The 18,846-nt window shown below is 57.9% G+C and carries 23 protein-coding genes and 1 pseudogene; 19 read left to right on the top strand and 5 right to left on the bottom strand.

Going from position 1 to position 18,846, the window contains the following annotated elements; all coding sequences use genetic code 11:
• Positions 1 to 18: 18 nt before the first annotated feature.
• Both mgtE and HMPREF2820_RS07425 read left to right on the top strand, forming a co-directional pair.
• Positions 19 to 1,368 (top strand): magnesium transporter, encoded by a 1,350-nt coding sequence (mgtE, locus tag HMPREF2820_RS07430; protein WP_070603545.1) that lies wholly within the window; start codon positions 19 to 21, stop codon positions 1,366 to 1,368.
• Positions 1,369 to 1,421: 53 nt separating this feature from the next.
• Positions 1,422 to 2,105 carry a class I SAM-dependent methyltransferase gene (locus tag HMPREF2820_RS07425; RefSeq protein WP_070603544.1) on the top strand — a complete coding sequence of 228 codons (684 nt, stop codon included), beginning with the start codon at positions 1,422 to 1,424 and terminating at the stop codon, positions 2,103 to 2,105.
• On the opposite strand, the gene HMPREF2820_RS07420 is transcribed toward HMPREF2820_RS07425, so the two are convergent.
• On the bottom strand, positions 2,102 to 2,998 hold the full coding sequence (locus HMPREF2820_RS07420) for a carbohydrate kinase family protein (RefSeq protein ID WP_070603543.1): 897 nt from the start codon (positions 2,996 to 2,998) through the stop codon (positions 2,102 to 2,104). The genes HMPREF2820_RS07425 and HMPREF2820_RS07420 overlap by 4 nt on opposite strands.
• Positions 2,999 to 3,284: 286 nt before the next feature.
• On the opposite strand from HMPREF2820_RS07420, the gene HMPREF2820_RS07415 reads away from it, so the two are divergent.
• On the top strand, positions 3,285 to 4,067 hold the full coding sequence (locus HMPREF2820_RS07415) for a formate/nitrite transporter family protein (RefSeq protein ID WP_070603542.1): 783 nt from the start codon (positions 3,285 to 3,287) through the stop codon (positions 4,065 to 4,067).
• A 184-nt stretch (positions 4,068 to 4,251) separates the two neighbouring features.
• Here HMPREF2820_RS07415 and HMPREF2820_RS07410 read toward each other — a convergent pair whose 3' ends face one another.
• Positions 4,252 to 5,493 (bottom strand): multidrug effflux MFS transporter, encoded by a 1,242-nt coding sequence (locus HMPREF2820_RS07410; RefSeq protein ID WP_070603541.1) that lies wholly within the window; start codon positions 5,491 to 5,493, stop codon positions 4,252 to 4,254.
• A gap of 281 nt (positions 5,494 to 5,774) precedes the next feature.
• Between HMPREF2820_RS07410 and rplN the strand changes: the two genes are divergently transcribed.
• The 10 genes from rplN (at position 5,775) to rplO (ending at position 11,343) form a co-directional block, all read left to right on the top strand.
• Complete coding sequence (gene rplN / locus HMPREF2820_RS07405; RefSeq protein ID WP_070438093.1) at positions 5,775 to 6,143, top strand: 50S ribosomal protein L14; 369 nt, start codon at positions 5,775 to 5,777, stop codon at positions 6,141 to 6,143.
• Entirely contained in the window at positions 6,144 to 6,458 is a 315-nt protein-coding gene (rplX, locus tag HMPREF2820_RS07400) for a 50S ribosomal protein L24 (protein ID WP_005509963.1), read from the top strand.
• A gap of 2 nt (positions 6,459 to 6,460) precedes the next feature.
• Positions 6,461 to 7,015, top strand: coding sequence for a 50S ribosomal protein L5 (gene rplE / locus HMPREF2820_RS07395; protein ID WP_005509901.1), 555 nt, complete (start codon positions 6,461 to 6,463; stop codon positions 7,013 to 7,015).
• Positions 7,016 to 7,397: 382 nt separating this feature from the next.
• Positions 7,398 to 8,294 (top strand): GDSL-type esterase/lipase family protein, encoded by an 897-nt coding sequence (locus HMPREF2820_RS07390; protein WP_070603540.1) that lies wholly within the window; start codon positions 7,398 to 7,400, stop codon positions 8,292 to 8,294.
• A gap of 403 nt (positions 8,295 to 8,697) precedes the next feature.
• Positions 8,698 to 9,096, top strand: a complete 399-nt coding sequence (rpsH, locus tag HMPREF2820_RS07385) for a 30S ribosomal protein S8 (RefSeq protein ID WP_005509822.1) — start codon at positions 8,698 to 8,700, stop codon at positions 9,094 to 9,096.
• A gap of 15 nt (positions 9,097 to 9,111) precedes the next feature.
• The gene (gene rplF, locus HMPREF2820_RS07380; protein WP_070603539.1) at positions 9,112 to 9,648 is read left to right on the top strand and encodes a 50S ribosomal protein L6; all 537 of its coding nucleotides are present in this window, start codon (positions 9,112 to 9,114) and stop codon (positions 9,646 to 9,648) included.
• A complete protein-coding gene (gene rplR, locus HMPREF2820_RS07375; protein WP_005510009.1) occupies positions 9,648 to 10,046 on the top strand; it encodes a 50S ribosomal protein L18 in 399 nt (132 codons plus the stop codon). The genes rplF and rplR overlap by 1 nt, the downstream gene beginning before the upstream one ends.
• A gap of 34 nt (positions 10,047 to 10,080) precedes the next feature.
• Positions 10,081 to 10,698, top strand: a complete 618-nt coding sequence (rpsE, locus tag HMPREF2820_RS07370) for a 30S ribosomal protein S5 (protein ID WP_005510059.1) — start codon at positions 10,081 to 10,083, stop codon at positions 10,696 to 10,698.
• Between the two features lie 5 nt (positions 10,699 to 10,703).
• Positions 10,704 to 10,889, top strand: a complete 186-nt coding sequence (gene rpmD / locus HMPREF2820_RS07365; protein WP_038629359.1) for a 50S ribosomal protein L30 — start codon at positions 10,704 to 10,706, stop codon at positions 10,887 to 10,889.
• A 7-nt stretch (positions 10,890 to 10,896) separates the two neighbouring features.
• On the top strand, positions 10,897 to 11,343 hold the full coding sequence (rplO, locus tag HMPREF2820_RS07360; RefSeq protein ID WP_016422071.1) for a 50S ribosomal protein L15: 447 nt from the start codon (positions 10,897 to 10,899) through the stop codon (positions 11,341 to 11,343).
• Positions 11,344 to 11,446: 103 nt separating this feature from the next.
• On the opposite strand, the gene HMPREF2820_RS11140 is transcribed toward rplO, so the two are convergent.
• Positions 11,447 to 12,568, bottom strand: coding sequence for an aminotransferase class I/II-fold pyridoxal phosphate-dependent enzyme (locus HMPREF2820_RS11140; RefSeq protein WP_371456011.1), 1,122 nt, complete (start codon positions 12,566 to 12,568; stop codon positions 11,447 to 11,449).
• 78 nt (positions 12,569 to 12,646) lie between these two features.
• Positions 12,647 to 13,306, bottom strand: a pseudogene (locus HMPREF2820_RS11135) (6-carboxyhexanoate--CoA ligase); the annotation flags it as partial.
• 355 nt (positions 13,307 to 13,661) lie between these two features.
• Here HMPREF2820_RS11135 and secY point away from each other — a divergent pair.
• Both secY and HMPREF2820_RS07345 read left to right on the top strand, forming a co-directional pair.
• Positions 13,662 to 14,993 carry a preprotein translocase subunit SecY gene (gene secY / locus HMPREF2820_RS07350; RefSeq protein WP_088611995.1) on the top strand — a complete coding sequence of 444 codons (1,332 nt, stop codon included), beginning with the start codon at positions 13,662 to 13,664 and terminating at the stop codon, positions 14,991 to 14,993.
• Positions 14,993 to 15,544, top strand: a complete 552-nt coding sequence (locus HMPREF2820_RS07345; RefSeq protein ID WP_005509947.1) for an adenylate kinase — start codon at positions 14,993 to 14,995, stop codon at positions 15,542 to 15,544. The genes secY and HMPREF2820_RS07345 overlap by 1 nt, the downstream gene beginning before the upstream one ends.
• Positions 15,545 to 15,724: 180 nt before the next feature.
• Here the strand turns inward: HMPREF2820_RS07345 and HMPREF2820_RS07340 are convergent, their stop codons facing one another.
• Positions 15,725 to 16,306: a hypothetical protein gene (locus HMPREF2820_RS07340; RefSeq protein WP_070603537.1), complete on the bottom strand. Its 582-nt coding sequence runs from the start codon at positions 16,304 to 16,306 to the stop codon at positions 15,725 to 15,727.
• Between the two features lie 137 nt (positions 16,307 to 16,443).
• On the opposite strand from HMPREF2820_RS07340, the gene map reads away from it, so the two are divergent.
• The 4 genes from map to rpsK all read left to right on the top strand — a co-directional run bounded on the left by map (position 16,444) and on the right by rpsK (position 18,823).
• Positions 16,444 to 17,244 carry a type I methionyl aminopeptidase gene (map, locus tag HMPREF2820_RS07335; RefSeq protein ID WP_049190406.1) on the top strand — a complete coding sequence of 267 codons (801 nt, stop codon included), beginning with the start codon at positions 16,444 to 16,446 and terminating at the stop codon, positions 17,242 to 17,244.
• Between the two features lie 284 nt (positions 17,245 to 17,528).
• Complete coding sequence (gene infA, locus HMPREF2820_RS07330; protein WP_016422077.1) at positions 17,529 to 17,750, top strand: translation initiation factor IF-1; 222 nt, start codon at positions 17,529 to 17,531, stop codon at positions 17,748 to 17,750.
• A gap of 296 nt (positions 17,751 to 18,046) precedes the next feature.
• Complete coding sequence (gene rpsM / locus HMPREF2820_RS07325; RefSeq protein ID WP_005509836.1) at positions 18,047 to 18,415, top strand: 30S ribosomal protein S13; 369 nt, start codon at positions 18,047 to 18,049, stop codon at positions 18,413 to 18,415.
• Positions 18,416 to 18,418: 3 nt separating this feature from the next.
• Positions 18,419 to 18,823 carry a 30S ribosomal protein S11 gene (gene rpsK, locus HMPREF2820_RS07320; RefSeq protein WP_016422078.1) on the top strand — a complete coding sequence of 135 codons (405 nt, stop codon included), beginning with the start codon at positions 18,419 to 18,421 and terminating at the stop codon, positions 18,821 to 18,823.
• Positions 18,824 to 18,846 lie beyond the last annotated feature (23 nt).

The raw sequence follows: 18,846 nt of genomic DNA, 5'->3' as shown, positions 1-18,846 counted from the left end.
TGTGAGGGGAGAAGTTCGGTGACTACTGACGTGACCAGGATTGATGATCGAGACCTCGAGTCCGCGCTTCGCTCACCTGACGTTGCGACGTTGTCGCGGCTCTTAACTGATATTGAGCCCAAGGCTGCCGCTCGAAAGATGCGCCGCCTCAGCCATGAGGAACGTGCGCTGTTCTACCGCACACTGCCGAAAGACACGGCGGTTGAAACCTTCGATGAGCTGAACTCGGCTCTGCAGGCGCACCTAATCGACAGCCTCCGTGATCCTGAAGTCACCGCAGTTTTTGCGGAGATGGAACCGGATGATCGAGCAGAACTGCTCGACGAGCTGCCTGCGTCCGTCGCTGCAAAACTGCTCGCCGATCTACCGGACGATGAGCGAGAGCTGACCAACATCGTCCTCGGTTACCCCGATGGTTCCATTGGGCGCCGGATGAGCCCGGAGCTGGTGTCGCTTCACGACGATATGACGGTGGGGGAGGCTCTGGAGACCGTCTACAAGCATCTGGATGATGCCGAATCGATCTACACCCTGCCGGTGTCGAACCGGAATCGCCGCCTGGTGGGCGTGGTCAGTCTTCGTGACTTGATGCGCGCCAGCAGCGATATCCACGTTGCGGCAATTTTGCGGAAGGCCGATTACGCAGAAGCTACCGAATCCGAAGAGAAGGTAGCCCGCATGTGCGCTGATCGTAAGCGCCTAGCTCTGCCGATTGTCGACAGCGAGCAGCGTGTTATCGGTCTACTTACGGTGGACGACGCCCTCCGGATTCTGGAAGAGGCAGACTCCGAGGACCAAGCTCGTATTTCCGGTTCCGAGCCGCTGCGCTTGCCCTACCTCGCGACGCCAATCTTTGAGATTGTTCGCTCCCGTGTGGTCTGGTTGCTTGTGCTTGCCATCGGTGCAACATTGACCGTGCAAGTCCTAGAAACCTTCGAAGAGACTCTGTCTCAGATGGTGGTTCTCTCGGTGTTCGTGCCGCTGCTGATTGGTACAGGTGGCAATACCGGTAACCAGGCTGCAACTACGATTACGCGTGCGTTGGCGCTGGGGGATGTCCAACCCCGCGATATATTCAAAGTCATTCTCCGGGAGGTGAGGGTCGGTGCCTTCCTCGGTCTATTGCTTGGCACTCTCGGACTGCTGCTAGCTGGCTTGGTTTACGGTTGGGACATCGGCCTAGTGATTGGCCTGACGCTGCTGGGTATTTGTACTCTCGCCGCAACGGTCGGTGGAATCATGCCGCTGATTGGTAAGAAGTTCGGCATCGACCCAGCCGTTTTCGCTAACCCGTTCATTACAACTCTCGTCGATGCCTCCGGCCTGATCATCTACTTCCTGATCGCTAAGTCAGTATTGGGAATTTAGGCCCCGTCGCACAGGGGCGTCGACGGTATAGAAAAGAGAGCAACTACGCCATAATGGTGGCCATGAGCAATGGCAACCACAACCACCGCACTTGGAAAGAAATCATCGCCGCCGATCCGCAGCATTCTCGTCGCTACGCCAACCGGTGGCGGGGATTCGTGCGCGAGGGCCGCGATATTGACGGTGAGGCGCGGTTGGTGGATGCGATGGCACCGCGGAACGCTCGAATTCTGGATGCCGGCTGCGGGCAGGGGCGCGTCGGCGGTTACCTGGCGAAGGCTGGACACCAGATCGTCGGTGTCGATGTCGACCCCTATCTCATCGACGAGGCAAAGCGACAGTTCCCGGACGCGACGTGGTTGGTAGGGGATTTGGCGCAGCTGCCGCACGTGCTTGACGACGGCCTGGAGAACACACCCCACGACGACACGGCAGCTGCCTTCGATGTCATCATTTGCCCCGGCAATGTGCTGACTTTTGTAGCGCCAGAAGACCGCGCGAAGGTACTGCAGGGCTTCGCAGAGGCACTAAAGCCAGAAGAGGGCCGTGCCATCGTCGGCTTCGGCGCCGGCCGCGGCTGGGACTTTGCGGATTTTGAAACCGCTGCCCAGGAGGCTGGGCTCACCGTGATTCAGCGTTACTCCACGTGGGATCTTCGTCCCTTTGACGATGAGTCTCAGTTCCTGGTCGCAGTGCTTGAGTCAGCTAACGACAGCGGGCTAAGTAGTGCGGACTAGGTGAGCTGAGACAGCAATTCTTCAACCTCAAGCTTGGCCGGCGGCTGCGCGCCCTTGCGGGACACAGTGATGGCAGCCGCGGCGGCCGCATAGTGCAAGATCTCGCGCCACTGATCTGCTGATACGGAAGTCAGGTCAGCGGCCGTCAGGCCACACTCATCGATTTGAGCCAATAGCGCGCCCATAATTGTGTCGCCAGCGCCGATGGTGTCAACGACATTCGCGTTGACGGCTGGGACATCGATGCGGCTGCCGTCGGCAAGCAAAGTAAGCCCATCGCAACCTCGCGTGATGACGGCGGCCGGAACTTTAGTCAGCGCCTCTTCGCCAAGGAATTCGACTTCCTCATCGGAAAGCTTCAATAAGTTGACGTAGGGGAGCAAGCCCATGAGGAATTCGCGGTGCGCATTCGTTGCGTATATCGGGCGAATGTTCGGATCTAATGCGACCAAAGCGCCATTGGCAGCGAACTGTTTGAGCAATTCCGCGTGCCGGCTGGCGCCTGGTTCCAGCGCCAGCGAGAGTGTTCCGAAGCATGCGATATTCGCATCGATAAGCCTTGGCTCCACAAGCGGAGTGGCGGTGCCATCGGTATAGAAGGTGTACGTCGCGGAGCGATCTTCGTGGATGGTGGTCACAGCCAAAATGGTTGGCTCTGGGCCACGCTGGATGTAAGAGGTATTGACCCCTTCGTTTTCTAAGTGTTTGACCAGCTCATTTCCGAATCCGTCCGTAGATAGGCGCGACTGGAAAACAACGTCTGCACCGAGGCGAGAGGCCGTGACTGCAACGTTGTAGGGACCCCCACCGAGCGCCGGCACGTGGTCGTTGAGGCTGCCAGGAGATACCGGAACGAGGTCAACTAGACCTTCGCCGCAAACGCAAATAGCCATGGCTTCAACAATATCGGGCAGTATGAGCTATTGGCCGAATTACCATCTATCACCGCCGCAGGGTCGACTGAACGACCCGAATGGCCTTGCTGGAAACGCTGGGTTCAGTTGTCTTTCGGAGTAAATCCACCGACCTTCGGCGGTGAATCGCAGTTCCTGGTTGCAGCGCCTAGGAGGGGGGAGGGCGCTGTGATCGTCGTAAAGCGGTTGCGCTTCCGCGCCGGGCTGTCGTTATTCTTTTATGCGAATAACTGCAATTAACGGCACGCAGGGAAAGGCTTCGGCGGTGACGCTATACGAAACGCTGGATACGGCTGGCGACAAGAAACAGGAACTGCTGACGCAGGACTACGGACGTTTTGCCGTGCGAGCGGTCCTGGCGGGCATGTACCTGACGCTCGGGACGGCCTTTGCAGCGGTCGCTGGCCAAGTAGCAGAGGGCGTCGCGCCGGGGACCGGGGGACTGGTTTTTGCGTGCCTGTTCGGGCTTGGGTTGTTCGCCATTGTGGTGCTCGGCGCGGAGCTGGCGACCGGCAGCATGATGTTTGTGTCCTGGTCCGCCGCGCGCGGACGCATGGCGTGGGGAGTGGCCTTTCGAATGGTGGCCGTCGCTACGTTCTACAACTTCATCGGTGCGGCGGTTGTGGCGCTGGTGCTCAGCCAGAGCGCCAAGCTCGGTGGGATTGATGACACACATCTGATTTCCACCTTGACTGAGGGGAAGCTGGCCAAGTCGTTCTTCGGTGCCTTCGTGGAGGCGATGGGTGCGAACTTCGTGGTCAATATGGCTGTCCTAGGTGCACTTCAAGCCAAAGAAATCATTTCGAAGTTCGTTGTGATTCTGCCGATTATTGCAGTGTTCGTCGGGCTCGGACTCGAGCACGTGATTGCGAACTTCTCGCTGTTTTCCTTGGCCTTTTTCGCTGATCCGCATCCTGCAGGCTTCGATGGTCTGCACATAACTGTTAACTGGGTGGCCGTGTGGCTCGGCAACTTTGTAGGTGGTGGCCTGGGAATCGGCGCGGTCTACGCCTGGTTGAACCAGACGAAGACCAGCTATGTTGACTAGGTTTTGAGCTTCGCTGTGCGTTAACCGGGCACCTATCTGACGGTCTAACCGACAGCCTGCCCGAAGAGCAGATGTCAGCCCCATGCCTACGGGTGGTACGAGGCCGCACCATCGATTTAATGCCGATTCGGGCACATTCTCAACCAGTGAAGTGAAACGCGGGGAGTCCTCTCGCTCGTAGCTCTTATGTCAGTCGGTGTGAGCGTTTGTGGAGGTCGGCGCGCGTCAATGTCAACACCGCGGTCAGTGCAATCAATGCACAGGTCAACATCGAAATAGCCATCGAGAGGGGCAGATTGGAACCAAGCCCCACCAACGGGGAAACCGTGGCGGCCGCGAGGAACTGTGTGAAGCCCATGAGACCGGAACCTGAGCCAATTCCGATATCTCGAACCTCCTCAATTCCGAGTGCCGTGGCATTGGCGAAGATTAGCGGCATCATCGGTACCGTAATGAACAGCAACAGCCAAGTAGTGAAGAAAGTAATCCCGACGGTGGCATTAATAATCAGGCCTATCGACGTCACGAGCATGACCGTAAGGGCAATTAAAATGCCCTTGCGGGGATGAAGCCGGTTGATCATCTTGCCGTTGAGGATTGACACAAATGTCAACATCGCTGCATTGGATGCGAATACGAGAGAAAACTGAGTAGGGGTTAGCCCCAGCAGCTCCTGGAAGATAAAGGGTGACGCAGCGATGTACGAAAACATCACCGAGAAGCCACCAGCGAAAGCCAACAAGTAGCCGACAAATACTGGCCGCCGCAGCAGCCGGCCAATATTGGGTAGGAGATTGCGCAGAGCACCTGTGGAGCGTCGCTCAGGCGGCAGAGTTTCCGGAACCATCAGAACCACAATCGCGACCATGGCGACGTTGATGGCTGCGAGAAACCAGAACACGCTGCGCCAGCCGAATGCGGGGCCTAGAAAACCGCCCACAAGGGGAGCGATTGCCGGGGCGATGGAGGAAATGCCCATCAGCGTGGAGAAAGCTCTCGCTGATGCCTTGCCCGTCAAGAGGTCTGGTACTACAGAACGAGCCAGAACAACTGTGGAGCCACCAGCTAACCCCTGGAACAGGCGCATTGCAATAAGCGTGCCAATATTCGGTGCTACTGCACAGAGGATTGACGAGCCCAAGAACACCAAAGTCGCAATGAGAAGCAGATTCTTGCGGCCCAAACTATCGGAGAGAGCGCCAATGACGAGCTGCCCAGCAGCCATACCAATCATGAAGGTGGTCAGCGTGAGCTGAACCATCGACTCGGTCGTGGAGAACTCGCGTGCAATCTCCACGAAGGATGCCAGATATGTATCTGCGCCGAACGGGGCGGCGGCGGATAACAAGGCCAACCCGGCAAGTAGCGATACCGGTAGCGTCTGTGCTGGCTTTGTCTGAGCACTCTCGGAATGTTGATTTGTCACTGTCTCAGTATAGGGTTGCCGCAGAAGGCATAAACCATGTTGGGGGCATGAAAATAAGGGATTTTGTTGTCCCGCACGAACGTGCCATAATACACAGGTTGCGCGAAGTGACTGCGTGCTGCTCTCAACGGTCTAGAACCGTAGTAAGCACGAGGTCAAAGCGATAGGAAAGCTACCTCTAGCAGGTGCTTCCGTCGTAAAGCGTAAACGCAAGACATAAAGACCGCGTGCGTTTAGGACGGAAATCTGACGCACAATGCAACCAGGTCAGGAGAAACGCAGTGATTCAGCAGGAATCCCGTCTGCGCGTTGCCGACAACACTGGTGCACGTGAAATTCTGTGCATCCGCGTTCTCGGTGGCTCGACCCGACGCTTCGCTGGCATTGGCGACACCATTGTCGCAACTGTCAAGGAAGCTACTCCGGGCGGCAACGTCAAGGCAGGCGAAATCGTTAAGGCAGTCATCGTTCGCACGAAGAAGGAGACCCGTCGTCCGGACGGCTCCTACATCTCGTTCGACGAGAATGCAGCTGTCATCATCAAGGCCGACGGTGAGCCAAAGGGCACCCGTATTTTCGGCCCGGTCGCGCGTGAACTGCGCGACAAGAAGTTCATGAAGATTGTCTCGCTCGCACCGGAGGTGATTTAAGTGAAGATCCGTAAGGGCGATACCGTGCTGGTTATCTCCGGTCCGGACAAGGGTGCTCAGGGCAAGGTCATCGAGGCCTACCCGAAGCGCGACAAGGTCCTGGTCGAGGGCGTTAACCGTATCAAGAAGCACGTTGCAAACTCCGCTGCGGAGCGCGGTGCATCCTCGGGTGGCATTGTCACTCAGGAAGCTCCGATTCACGTGTCGAACGTCATGCTGGTCGACGAAGATGGTACCCCGACTCGCGTTGGTTACCGCTTCGATGAGGATGGCAAGAAGGTTCGCATCTCCCGCCGTACCGGGAAGGACATCTAAGCATGAGCGAAAATTACACCCCTCGTCTGAAGGCCCGTTACCGCGATGAGATTCGCGGCAAGATGCAGGAAGAGTTCTCCTACGAGAACGTCATGCAGATTCCGGGCGTCACCAAGGTCGTCGTCAACATGGGCGTCGGCGCTGCTGCTCAGGACAAGAAGCAGATCAACGGTGCTATCAACGACCTGACTCTGATCACCGGTCAGAAGCCGGAGACCCGTCGCGCTCGCAAGTCGATCGCTAACTTCAAGCTCCGTGAAGGCGATGCCATCGGCGCTCGCGTCACCCTGCGTGGCGACCGTATGTGGGAGTTCCTGGATCGTCTGCTGACCGTGGCTCTGCCGCGAATCCGCGACTTCCGCGGTCTGTCTGATCAGCAGTTCGATGGTCACGGTAACTACACCTTCGGCCTGTCTGAGCAGACCATGTTCTACGAGATTGACGTTGACAAGATCGACCGCCCGCGCGGTATGGACATCACCGTCGTGACCACCGCTACCAACAACGAGGAAGGCCGCGCGCTGCTGCGCGAGCTGGGCTTCCCGTTCAAGAAGTAGTTTTGCCTCTTCGGTAGCTTTTGCCTAAAGCCCCGGATGCCGCTTGGCCTCCGGGGCTTTTTGCTGCTCTGTTAACTGCTTATGTCCGTGGGGGAGTGAGGTTGCTGTGCGGGATCTGCGTAAAAGTTACCAGTGTTGCCGGTGGGAAAGTTGACCCTTTTTGGGGGTTGAAAATTAGTAAAGCCACAAGGTTTCTCAGTTGAAAGTTAGGCGTTTGTGATGATTTCGTTGTAAACTGCCATTCGTCATAGTGACGGCCGCCAAAATGCATTGTGGTCGTTATCAATTTGGGCAAGACTTAAGTGACCTCAGCTTCTGTGTGATTGAGCCAGTGGTTCTACACAGAGCGGTTCTTAAGTTAAAACGCAAAGGGATTAACTACATGAAGAACTTCTCCGTGGCCGTCCGCTCGGCTGCTATTGCAACTGTTGCGGCTCTGGGTCTGAGCTTGGGTGCAGGTGCTGCCAACGCACAGCCAGCAATGCCGGAAATGCCGAACATTCCGATTCCGGGTATCGGCGACACCGGCCCGAAGGGCGTCAAGCAGATCGTCACCTTCGGTGACTCCTTCACCGCTAATGCCGGTAAGGGTGGTCCGCGTGGCCTGGCGCCGGGGCAGAACGTACTGGTCGCCAACTGCGCTACCGACATGGAAAACTGGCCGAAGATAGCAGCTACGAAGCTGAACAAGTCCCTGGGTGACTGGTCCTGTAACGGTCTTGGCGGCTTCCCGGGTCAGCTCCTCGCATACCTGGAAGCTTCCATCCAGTACGGCGACATCGGAGAGGGCACTGAGAAGGTTGTCCTGATGTACGGCGGCATGGACTGGGTCCAGTGGGTTGACGTGGCAGGCGAGCTGGTCGCAAAGCCGGACCCCAAGGCTCCTTCTGCGTTCAAGCAGACGCTGCGTCAGTTCACTGACCGCGTCCACCAGGTTGCTCCGGGCGCTCAGGTCGTCCTGGCTTCGTACCCTGAGTACGCCACTGATGACCAGCTGTGCCTGGTGAACACCTCGGACCAGACCTTCCCGATCCCGGCACCGGGTGCCAGCGAGATCCAGGGTGCATTCCGTGACAGCATTCGCTCCGCATCTCAGCATGTAGGTGCCGGCTTCATTGACGTCTACGAGGCAACCCTCGGCCACGGTACCTGCAACCCGAACCCGGATGAGCGCTTCGTCGCTGGTTTCGCAGACCCGGTGATGGGCCCGATGACCAACCACCCGACGGTGGCTGGTGAAAAGGCAATGGGTAACATCATCGCCGACCAGCTCTACTAATTTCCTCTAGCCGGCGCCATATCGGCTAGGAATTGAGTTCCACTGCTAATTGGTGGGGCTTCACGCCGCGAGCGGACTAACGTCCGTCTGCGGCGTTTTTGCATTTCGGCCGGTATTTGTTAGTATCACCAGGTCTGCCCTCTATAAGAGGTGCGGCAGTAAAAATGTAAGAACTTTGCTGTAGGCCCCTCGCCTCGCATCGTCTCTGGCGTCACCTGGGTGGCGAGCTGACTCGGCTATTGAACCGAGTTGGCGAACAGTAGCCCTTAAATCGCCGGAATCACGATATTGGTACTCGCTCCAACTTAAGCTTTCGCCGTGTGACAGTTGCTGTTTGCGCGGTCATTGGAGTTAGCCACGAGGTGGGAAGGAACCGCAGCGAGAAAGGAAGCGGTCACTAACCATGACCATGACTGACCCAATCGCCGACATGCTGTCGCGCGTGCGCAACGCTAACAACGCGTACCACGACTCTGTCTCGATGCCGTCGTCCAAGCTGAAGGCTAACATCGCCGAGATCCTCAAGTCTGAGGGTTACATTGCGGACTACGCAGTCGAGGATGCCAAGGTCGGCAAGACCCTGACCCTGAACCTGAAGTACGGCCCGTCCCGCGAGCGTTCGATCGCTGGCGTGCGTCGCGTCTCCAAGCCGGGTCTGCGTGTTTACGCAAAGTCCACTAACCTGCCGAAGGTCCTCGGTGGCCTGGGCGTGGCTATCATCTCCACGTCTCAGGGCCTGCTGACTGACCGTCAGGCTTACGAGAAGAAGGTTGGCGGGGAAGTCCTCGCTTACGTCTGGTAAAGGGGGAACTACACAATGTCTCGTATTGGTAAGAACCCTGTCGTTGTCCCGGCAAACGTTACTGCCCAGGTCAACGGCCAGGACGTTTCCGTCAAGGGCCCGAAGGGCGAGCTGTCTGTCTCTATCCCGGTTCCAATCACCGTTGAGCTGAAGGAGAATGAGATTGTGGTCAACCGCCCGGACGACCACCGCAAGAGCCGCTCCCTGCACGGCCTGTCCCGTTCGCTGATTAACAATATGGTTGTCGGTGTGACCGAGGGCTACACCATCAAGATGGAAATCTTCGGTGTCGGTTACCGTGTCGCCAAGAAGGGCAAGGACCTCGAGTTCTCCCTGGGCTACTCGCACCCAGTCCTGATCGAAGCACCGGAAGGTATCACCTTCGACGTCGACGGCACCACCAAGCTGTCGATTACAGGTATTGATAAGCAGCAGGTCGGACAGCTCGCAGCTAACATCCGTCGTCTGCGTAAGGATGATCCTTACAAGGGCAAGGGCATTCGTTACGATGGCGAGCAGATCCGTCGCAAGATCGGAAAGACGGGTAAGTAATGAGCAACACCAACGAAAAGCGCCTCCCGGTAGGCAAGGACATCTCGACTCGTCGTCGTGTCGCCCGTGCCCGCCGTCACGCACGCTTGCGCAAGAACGTCCGCGGCACCTCCGAGGCACCGCGCCTCGTCGTGCACCGCTCTTCCCGCCACATCACCGCTCAGGTTATCGACGACTCCATCGGTCGTACCCTGGCCGCTGCTTCCACTCTGGACGCAGATCTCCGTGGCTTCGAGGGCGACAAGAAGGCCAAGAGCGCCAAGGTCGGCGAGTTGATTGCTGCTCGCGCTAAGGATGCTGGCATCGAGAAGGTCGTTTTCGACCGCGGTGGCTACCAGTACCACGGCCGCGTTGCTGCTCTGGCCGAGGCTGCCCGTGAAGGTGGTCTGAAGTTCTAATGCGCACTTACAAGTCCAACGGAAGGAATGCGTGATGTCGGAACGCGATAAGCGCGAAGGCGGACGTAACTCCGCTGACAACAAGAACAACAACCGTCGTGGTGGCCGCGGTAACGACCGTCGCCAGCAGGACGAGCGTTCGCAGTACATCGAGCGCGTAGTAACTATCAACCGAGTTTCCAAGGTCGTCAAGGGCGGTCGTCGCTTCAGCTTCACCGCTCTGGTCATCGTCGGTGACGGCGAGGGCATGGTCGGCGTCGGCTACGGCAAGGCCAAGGAAGTACCGGCAGCTATCCAGAAGGGTGCTGAAGAGGCTCGTAAGAACTTCTTCCGCGTCCCGATGATTGCTGGCACCATCACCCACCCGGTTCAGGGTGAGACCGCTGCTGGCATCGTGCTGCTGCGCCCGGCTGCTCCGGGTACCGGTCTGATTGCCGGCGGCGCTGTCCGCCCGGTTCTCGAGTGCGCCGGTGTTCAGGATGTTCTGTCCAAGTCGCTGGGTACCAACAACTCCATCAACGTTGTTCACGCAACCGTTGATGCTCTCAAGCAGCTGGTCCGCCCTGAAGAGGTCGCCGCACGTCGTGGCAAGTCCCTCGAAGAGGTTACCCCGGCACGTATGCTGCGCGCACGCGCAGGTCAGGGAGCGTGATTTCCATGGCACTGAAGATTACCCAGGTCCGTGGTACCGCTGGTACCAAGCAGAAGCAGAAGGATTCGCTGCGCACCCTCGGCCTGAAGCGCATCAACGATTCCGTCGTCCGCCCGGATTCTCCGGCTGTGCGCGGTCTCGTGAACGTTGTGCGTCACCTGGTCGAGGTTGAAGAAGTAGCGGGGGAGTAGGTAAACCATGAGCGAACCAATTAAGCTCCACGACTTGGCCCCGGCTCCGGGTGCTAAGAAGAAGAAGACTCGCGTCGGCCGTGGTGAGGCTTCCAAGGGTAAGACCGCTGGTCGCGGCACCAAGGGCACCAAGGCCCGCAAGCAGGTTTCGGCAGCATTCGAGGGTGGCCAGATGCCACTTCACATGCGTCTGCCGAAGTTGAAGGGCTTCAAGAACCCGGCGAAGGTCACCTTCCAGGTGGTCAACGTTTCGGATTTGGAGCGTCTGTTCCCGAACGGTGGCGACGTCACCATCGCCGACCTGGTTGCAAAGGGCGCCGTCCGCGCTAACCAGCCGGTGAAGGTCCTCGGCGACGGCGACATCAACGTCTCCGTCAACGTCACCGCAACCAAGTTCTCGGGCTCCGCAAAGTCCAAGATCGAGGCTGCAGGCGGCTCTGTCACTGAGGCTTAAAGCATTTAAGCTTTAACAAAAGAGCTCTTAACCCAAGTGGTTAAGAGCTCTTTTTGTATTGAAAGGGAGGAAAGGGGAGGGGAGGGCAGCGCAAACCGCCCGCTTACAGCAGGCCGGTGTTGCGCAGAGCCTGCTCCAGTCGGTCGATGTCAGCGTCCGTATGGAGCGCTGTAATGGTCAATCGCAACATTGCCTCACCACGGGGCACCGTCGGATAGCGAATTGCAGGTATGAACACGCCACGCTCCGCCAACTTCGCTGAGGCCTCCATCGCTTCGGCCTCGTCGCCAACGGGCAGCGGGATAATCGCAGATGCGGGGTCTGACTGTGCGCCAACCAGGGAGCGGACGCGCGCAATATTACGCTGCAATCGCCTGACGACGTCCCCAGCCTCCAACTGCTTCAACGCGGCGCGGATAGCTGCGACGGAACCGGGGTTCATGGACGTTGAGTACACGAAGCTACGGGCTTGATTGCGTAGCAGTTCGCCAACTGGTGCCGAGCAGAGAACGTATCCTCCTTCGGCACCGAGAGCCTTGCTCGCGGTGCCGACCACAATGTCGGGGCGAATGCCCAGGTGCGCTGCAGTGCCACGACCTTGTTCTCCGATAACGCCGACGCCGTGAGCGTCGTCAAGCATCAGCCATGCGTTGCGACGGCGACAGGTGCGCTCGAGTGCGGGGCCGTCAATAACCTCGCCTGACATAGAGAACACGGAGTCGGAGATGACAAGCTTGTGGCGGGCGCTCGACGCTGCGAGGAGATCATCGAGTGCCTGGTAGTCAGTGTGTGGAAAGACCGTGACTTTAGCTCGGGCATTGCGGCATCCGTCAATGATAGAAGCATGGTTGGCGGCGTCGGAGAAGACTTCAACGTCGGCGGTGGCGATGGCAGCGATGGTTGAGTGGTTCGCCTGGTAGCCAGTAGCAAAGAGAACGGCATCGTCGAAACCGAAGAACCGCGCGAGTTCATTCTCAAGTGCGCTGTGGATGCTAGTGCCGGTGGTTAGGCGAGAGCCGCCGGACCCGGTACCGAAATATCCAATTGCCTCGGTGGCAGCTGAGATGAGTTCGGGATGCGTGGACAGGCCGAGGTAGTCCGAAGAAGAAAATAGTAGATAGTCGGCTCCGTCAATTCGGCTGTGTGGCAGTTGTGCGGTTTCGAAGGTGCGCAGTGTGCGGGCAAGTCCTTCAGCGGCCCAGGCAGTGTTCCTTTGGGCGGCGATTGTTGAGAGGTCGCTGTTGGAAGCGGTAGCGTCCGGCGAGGAACTGGCGTCAGAAGGGAGCTCGACGTAGACCGGCGCATTCTCCAGGTAATCGATTAGCTCGGGGATATCGGTGCCGGGTTCAACGATGAAGATGCGAGTACCAAGAGTGCTGCCGTGGTCCTTGATATTTGGGATACGGTGGAAGACTCCGTCCAGTGCGAGATATCCGCGCGTGTAAAAGGGGTCATCGGAGAGGCAGATTTCTGCGACGATACCCGGGGCGCTGTGAACTTTAGATGCGAGGATGAGTGCCTCGTGAAAATGATCCTTGGTGCAGTCCTTGCTGGGGTGCGAGATGGCATCAAAAGTGGAAACCCGTACACCGCGGGCAGGGTTTGGGTCGAGCCGCTCACCGGAGGAGGCGTCGATGAGGGCGGCGCCGCGGAGACCTGTGAGTGAATAGGCCATCTCGACGGCGATATCGGCTGCCTGTATACCTGCAGTGCGTAGGCGTTGAGCAATGAGACTGCGTGCGTCACCAGGGCTGGGGTTCGACTCTAGAAGAGGAGTTAACGCGGGCACGGTGCTGATGGTCGACTCATCAATCTTGTCCGCAGTGATGTGAATTGTGTCGGCTCGCCCCTTGTCGTGGTGAAGTGCACGGCTAGCCATTGCAGACGCTAGCTGAGATAGTTCGGTGGCCGGTGCAAGACGTTCAGCGCCAGAGATATGGAAGCCATCGGCGCTAGATCGCATGCGGATGCTGTAGGTACTCACAGAGCAAAACTTTAACACTGTTCAAGTTTTGTTTGAGAAAGTTGGGTGGTGCACGGTGAGGGCGGCATGGGCCCAGAGAGGAGAGGCGCTGGGATCGTCGTCAAGCGAAAAGAGGTGATGAGCGGAGCGCTGTACTAACGGTGATATGGAGGCGTATTGCGACGATGTGGAGAAACGCTGGTAGACTCACTACGTCAAATACTGTCAATTAAAGGTTTGAGGAATACGTCATCCGCGTTGCTTAACTAAAGCGGGAGACTACTGGCGGCTAAGCGGGTAAGTCTTTCGGGAAAAGCGTGGGAGAAGCGGATTTCTTGACCTCGGGAGGATGCACGTGGCTTCCGGTCTCATTGCGGCGTTGCGCGATCCCGATTTGCGTAAGAAGATCTTCTTCACTCTGACGATGATCATTCTGTACCGAATCGGCTCACAGATTCCAACCCCTGGTATCGACTACCAGTTGGTCAACGCGCAGCTCGAGCAGATTTCGAAAGATCAGTCCAGCGTTTACTCGCTGATTAACCTGTTCTCAGGTGGCGCTCTGCTGCAGATGGCGATTTTCGGCATCGGCATTATGCCGTACATTACGGCCTCGATTATCGTCCAGCTGCTCACGGTGGTGATTCCACACTTCGAGCAGTTGAAGAAGGAAGGGCAGTCGGGTCAGACAAAGATGACCCAGTACACCCGCTACCTCACAGTAGCGTTGGCGTTGCTGCAGTCTGCGGGCATTGTGGCCATGGCAGACCGTGGCGCCCTGCTGGGCGGCTCGCAGTCGCTGCTGGTTAAGGATGCGGGTGTCTTTGACCTCGTGGTGATGGTCGTTGTGATGACCTCCGGTGCCGTGCTGGTCATGTGGATGGGTGAGCTCATCACTGACCGGGGCGTCGGCAACGGTATGTCACTGCTGATTTTCTCTGGTATCGCCGCTGGTATGCCGGCGCAGGGAGCGAACATTCTGCGCTCCACTACCGGTGTCGTGTTCGCCACCGTGATTGTTGCCGTGCTGATTCTCATCATCGGCGTTATTTTCATTGAGCAGGGACAGCGCCGTATTCCGGTGCAGTACGCAAAGCGCATGGTTGGTCGTCGCCAGTACGGCGGATCTTCCACCTACCTGCCGCTGAAGGTGAACCAGGCCGGCGTTATCCCGGTCATCTTCGCGTCCTCGCTGATTTACGTGCCGGTTCTGATTACCCAGATTGTTCAGTCCGGTCAGTCGAATCCGAACATGGACAACTGGTGGCAGCGCAATGTCATTCAGTACCTGCTGGCGCCGTCCAGTTGGCAGTACATTCTGCTGTTCTTCCTGATGATCATCTTCTTCTCCTTCTTCTACACCTCCGTGCAGTACGACCCGCACGAGCAGGCGGAGAACATGAAGAAATACGGTGGATTCATTCCGGGCTTCCGCCCGGGCCGTCCGACTGCTGAATACCTGTCCTACGTCCTGATTCGCCTGCTGACTGTCGGCTCGCTGTACCTGGCGCTGATTGCTGTTCTGCCAAATGTCGCTCTTGATATGGGGCTTGGCGACGCGAACTCCGGTACAGGCGGTATGTTTGGAGGTACAGCCCTGCTGATTCTGGTCAGTGTTGCGCTGACGACGGTCAAGCAGGTTGAAAGCCAAATGATGCAACGTAACTACGAAGGGTTCTTGAAGTAATGCGACTCGTACTTGTAGGTCCTCCCGGTGCAGGCAAGGGCACTCAGGCAGCTATCCTCTCGGAGAAGCTCGGTGTCCCGCACATTTCCACCGGTGACCTGTTTCGCGCAAACATCGGTGAAGGCACTCCGCTCGGCATTGAGGCGAAGTCCTACATCGACGCCGGCAACCTTGTTCCGGATGACGTGACTGTGCGTATGGTCGAGTCCCGTCTGAATGAGGACGACGCTGCCAAGGGGTTCCTGTTGGATGGCTTCCCGCGCACTGTTGGTCAGGCAGAAGAGCTGAAGCGTCTGCTGTCCAACCTCGGCACTGAGCTGGATGCGGTCGTACAGTTCGACGTTTCTGAGGATGTCGTCGTCGAGCGCATGCTGGCCCGTGGTCGCGCAGACGACACTGAAGAGGTCATCCGCAACCGCATGCATGTGTACACCAATGAGACCGCTCCTTTGCTGGATTACTACTCGGAGAAGATCATCAAGATTGCCGCTGAGGGGTCCGTTGAGGAGATTAACGAGCGCACGATGGCTGAGCTGGAGAAGCTGAACTAAGCTCCTGGCGCGCCGGGTAACTAGACGCTCTAGCTTTTTCGCTGGCTGGGGCCGATGGGTTTGCCGGTTGTAGATGGTTGTTGAAGCCGCCCTTTCGAACCGTTGAGGTTTGGAAGGGCGGCTTTTGTGTGTGGCTGTTGGGGCTGGGCTGGGGCAGGGGGGGGCAGCCGATAGTGAGGGCTACTGGAAGTCCTGAATGATTTCGTCGATAAGTGGCTGTGCGGCCTCGGTGCCAATATTCGCGAAAACGAACTCTTGGTAGATGCGGTTATCCTCGTCGATAACCATAACGAAAGGGGACCCCTTGCTGATGCCGCTAAATGCGTGCTTGCCGGGTAGCTCGTATGGTGCGTAGTTTTCGACAGACTCAGCCTTTTCGTTAATGCGCTCGACAGTGGCCGGGTCCTCGGCCGTACTGAGCATTGCGGTGCCACCGTCGCCAACCGCCATTACGCAGGTGAAGCCATGTACGCTCTCGCTGCCAAAAATGACGGGTTTAGAGTCATCCGACTCGACGCAGCTGCCAATCGCCTCCTTAATTGCATCAGGTGTGAAGTTTTGGATCGACTCAGGCAGTGCAGAGGCGCCCATGAAACCCGAGGTGCTTCCAGGGGCCTCCGGCGATTCCGCGGCAGGGGAAGTGGAGGGGACAGTCGGCGCCGGCGACGGCTCGGGGTTGCTTGAGCATGCGCCAACCAGGAAAAGCGAGCTGGCAGCAATAACAACGCCCGCAGTCTGCGCGGACTTCAACAGTGAATGCATGCCAGTTATCGTAGGGCAGCTCATCTTTGGGTGTAAATTTCTCGGAAGTGGCAGCGATCCGAGCGGCGCCCTCGTAGGTGGCGGGGTACAGCTAGCCGGTGGTTCCCTTCTGGGGCAGAGTAGACTCAACCAGCGTGATGAGTTTTCGACGCCGCCGCAAAGTAGTTCCTGCCCGCACCGAGGGAGAATTGGATGCGATGCAAGCGGCCGGCGAGATCGTCGGTCGTGCATTGCTAGCCTGCCGAGACGCCGCTAAGCCAGGGGTCACCACGGCAGATCTCAATGAGATTGCGCACCAGGTCATTATCGATGCTGGCGCAACGCCGTCCTTCCTTGGCTATGAAGGCTTCCCGGCATCTGTCTGCGCATCAGTGAACGAAGTGATTGTCCACGGCATTCCGTCTTCGTCTACGGTTCTCGCCGATGGTGATTTAGTCTCAATTGACTGTGGCGCAATCCTGGATGGCTGGCACGGCGATTCGGCACTTACTTTCGGCGTCGGAAAGCTGAGTGACGATGTCGAAAAACTGAACATTGCGACATCAGAGGTCCTCGCCGAAGGTATTAAGGCCATGGTGCCGGGCGCTCGCCTCACCGATATTTCGTATGCGCTTGAAATGGCCACCCGTGAGGCTGAACTGCGCCACGATATTGAACTCGGCATCGTCGATGGATACGGCGGGCACGGCATTGGGCGCGAGATGCACATGGATCCCTTCCTTCCCAACGAAGGCAAAGCAGGAAAGGGGCCCCGCATCGTCGAAGGCTCCGTATTGGCCATTGAACCGATGCTCATTCTCGGCGGCGAGTGGGGTAGTGATGAGCTTGACGACGGCTGGACGGTTGTCAGCGCCGATAGAATGCCGGCCTCCCATTGGGAGCACACAGTTGCCGCCACAGCGGACGGCCCCCGTATTTTGACTCCTCGATATGAATAACTAGTGCGGGAGGGGCCACGCGAAAGGTCAGAATGTTGCCATAAAGGCTGCGATGAATTCTGAACGCGGGGAGAGAGTCCGCCTGCCATCGCTTGCAAGCGGCTCCACAGCGGTCGTATTTGGTAAAAACGCAGGTCGCGTGTAAAGTTGGGCGATGGTGTGGGCGCAGTGTCGCTGCAGTGATGATTATCCCTGCACGGAACTGCTAAAACACCAGGCAGAGTAGAGATTTCCCAACTGGTGCCGGGATTGTCCCGGGTATCCGCCAGAGAGACGTGGAGGACATGGCTAAAAAGGAAGGCGCAATTGAGGTTGAGGGTCGCGTCGTCGAGCCCTTGCCGAACGCGATGTTCCGAGTGGAGCTGGACAACGGGCACAAGGTGCTCGCCCATATCAGTGGCAAGATGCGCCAGCACTACATCCGTATTCTCCCGGAAGACCGAGTCGTAGTGGAGCTTTCTCCGTACGATCTCGAGCGTGGGCGAATCGTCTACCGCTACAAGTAAATCGACCTGACCACTGTTGGTAGTGGTTATGGGCTTATTTACTAACTAGACAGAAACTCCACCGTCCTAGCTGCTTCTGGTGACGGCCGCGTGATGTTGAGACCTGGTGTCTCAGCAGTTCGGCGCGGTGGTTCTTTATGAAAGCTTTTCCACAGAAGTAAGCGAGAATACCTCCGGCAACGGTGGCTGGAGCCTTTCTATAACACCTGCGCGACTCGGCATCCGACCGAGTAAGCCGGGTCTGGGAAGGATGGCAGTGGAGTAAACCACCGCATCAACCGGAAGGAAATTGCCGTATGGCACGCCTTGCTGGAGTTGACCTGCCACGCAACAAGCGTATGGAGGTCGCTCTTACCTACATCTATGGCATCGGCCCTGCCCGTGCCAATGAGCTGCTGGAGAAGACCGGCATCTCTCCGGATCTGCGCACCGACGCTCTCACCGATGAGCAGGTTGCTGCGCTGCGTGACGTGATTGAAGCTACCTGGAAGGTCGAGGGTGACCTCCGCCGCCAGGTTCAGGCTGATATCCGCCGCAAGATTGAGATTGGTTCCTACCAGGGTCTGCGCCACCGTCGTGGCCTGCCAGTCCGTGGTCAGCGCACCAAGACCAACGCTCGTACGCGTAAGGGTCCGAAGAAGACGATCGCCGGAAAGAAGAAGTAAAACATGGCAGCTCCGAAGTCCGCACGCGGCCGTCGTACCGGCCGTCGCGTTGTAAAGAAGAACGTGGCTCAGGGCCACGCATACATCAAGTCCACCTTCAACAACACCATCGTGTCCATCACGGACCCGAAGGGCGCTGTTATCTCGTGGGCCTCCTCTGGTCACGTCGGTTTCAAGGGCTCTCGCAAGTCCACTCCGTTCGCTGCTCAGATGGCCGCCGAGAACGCTGCTCGTAAGGCCATGGAGCACGGTATGAAGAAGGTTGACGTTTTCGTTAAGGGTCCGGGTTCGGGCCGCGAAACCGCCATCCGTTCCCTCCAGGCCGCTGGCCTTGAGGTGTCCTCGATCTCGGATGTGACCCCTCAGCCGCACAACGGCTGCCGTCCGCCGAAGCGTCGTCGCGTCTAGGAATAGGGTAAGGAGAGAACAGA

The sequence above is a fragment of the Corynebacterium sp. HMSC064E08 genome (genome assembly GCF_001811805.1).
In the GTDB taxonomy this organism is placed as follows: domain Bacteria; phylum Actinomycetota; class Actinomycetes; order Mycobacteriales; family Mycobacteriaceae; genus Corynebacterium; species Corynebacterium jeikeium_D.
Note: the sequence above shows the minus strand (reverse complement) of the source record. Positions and strands in the feature narration are given on the sequence as shown.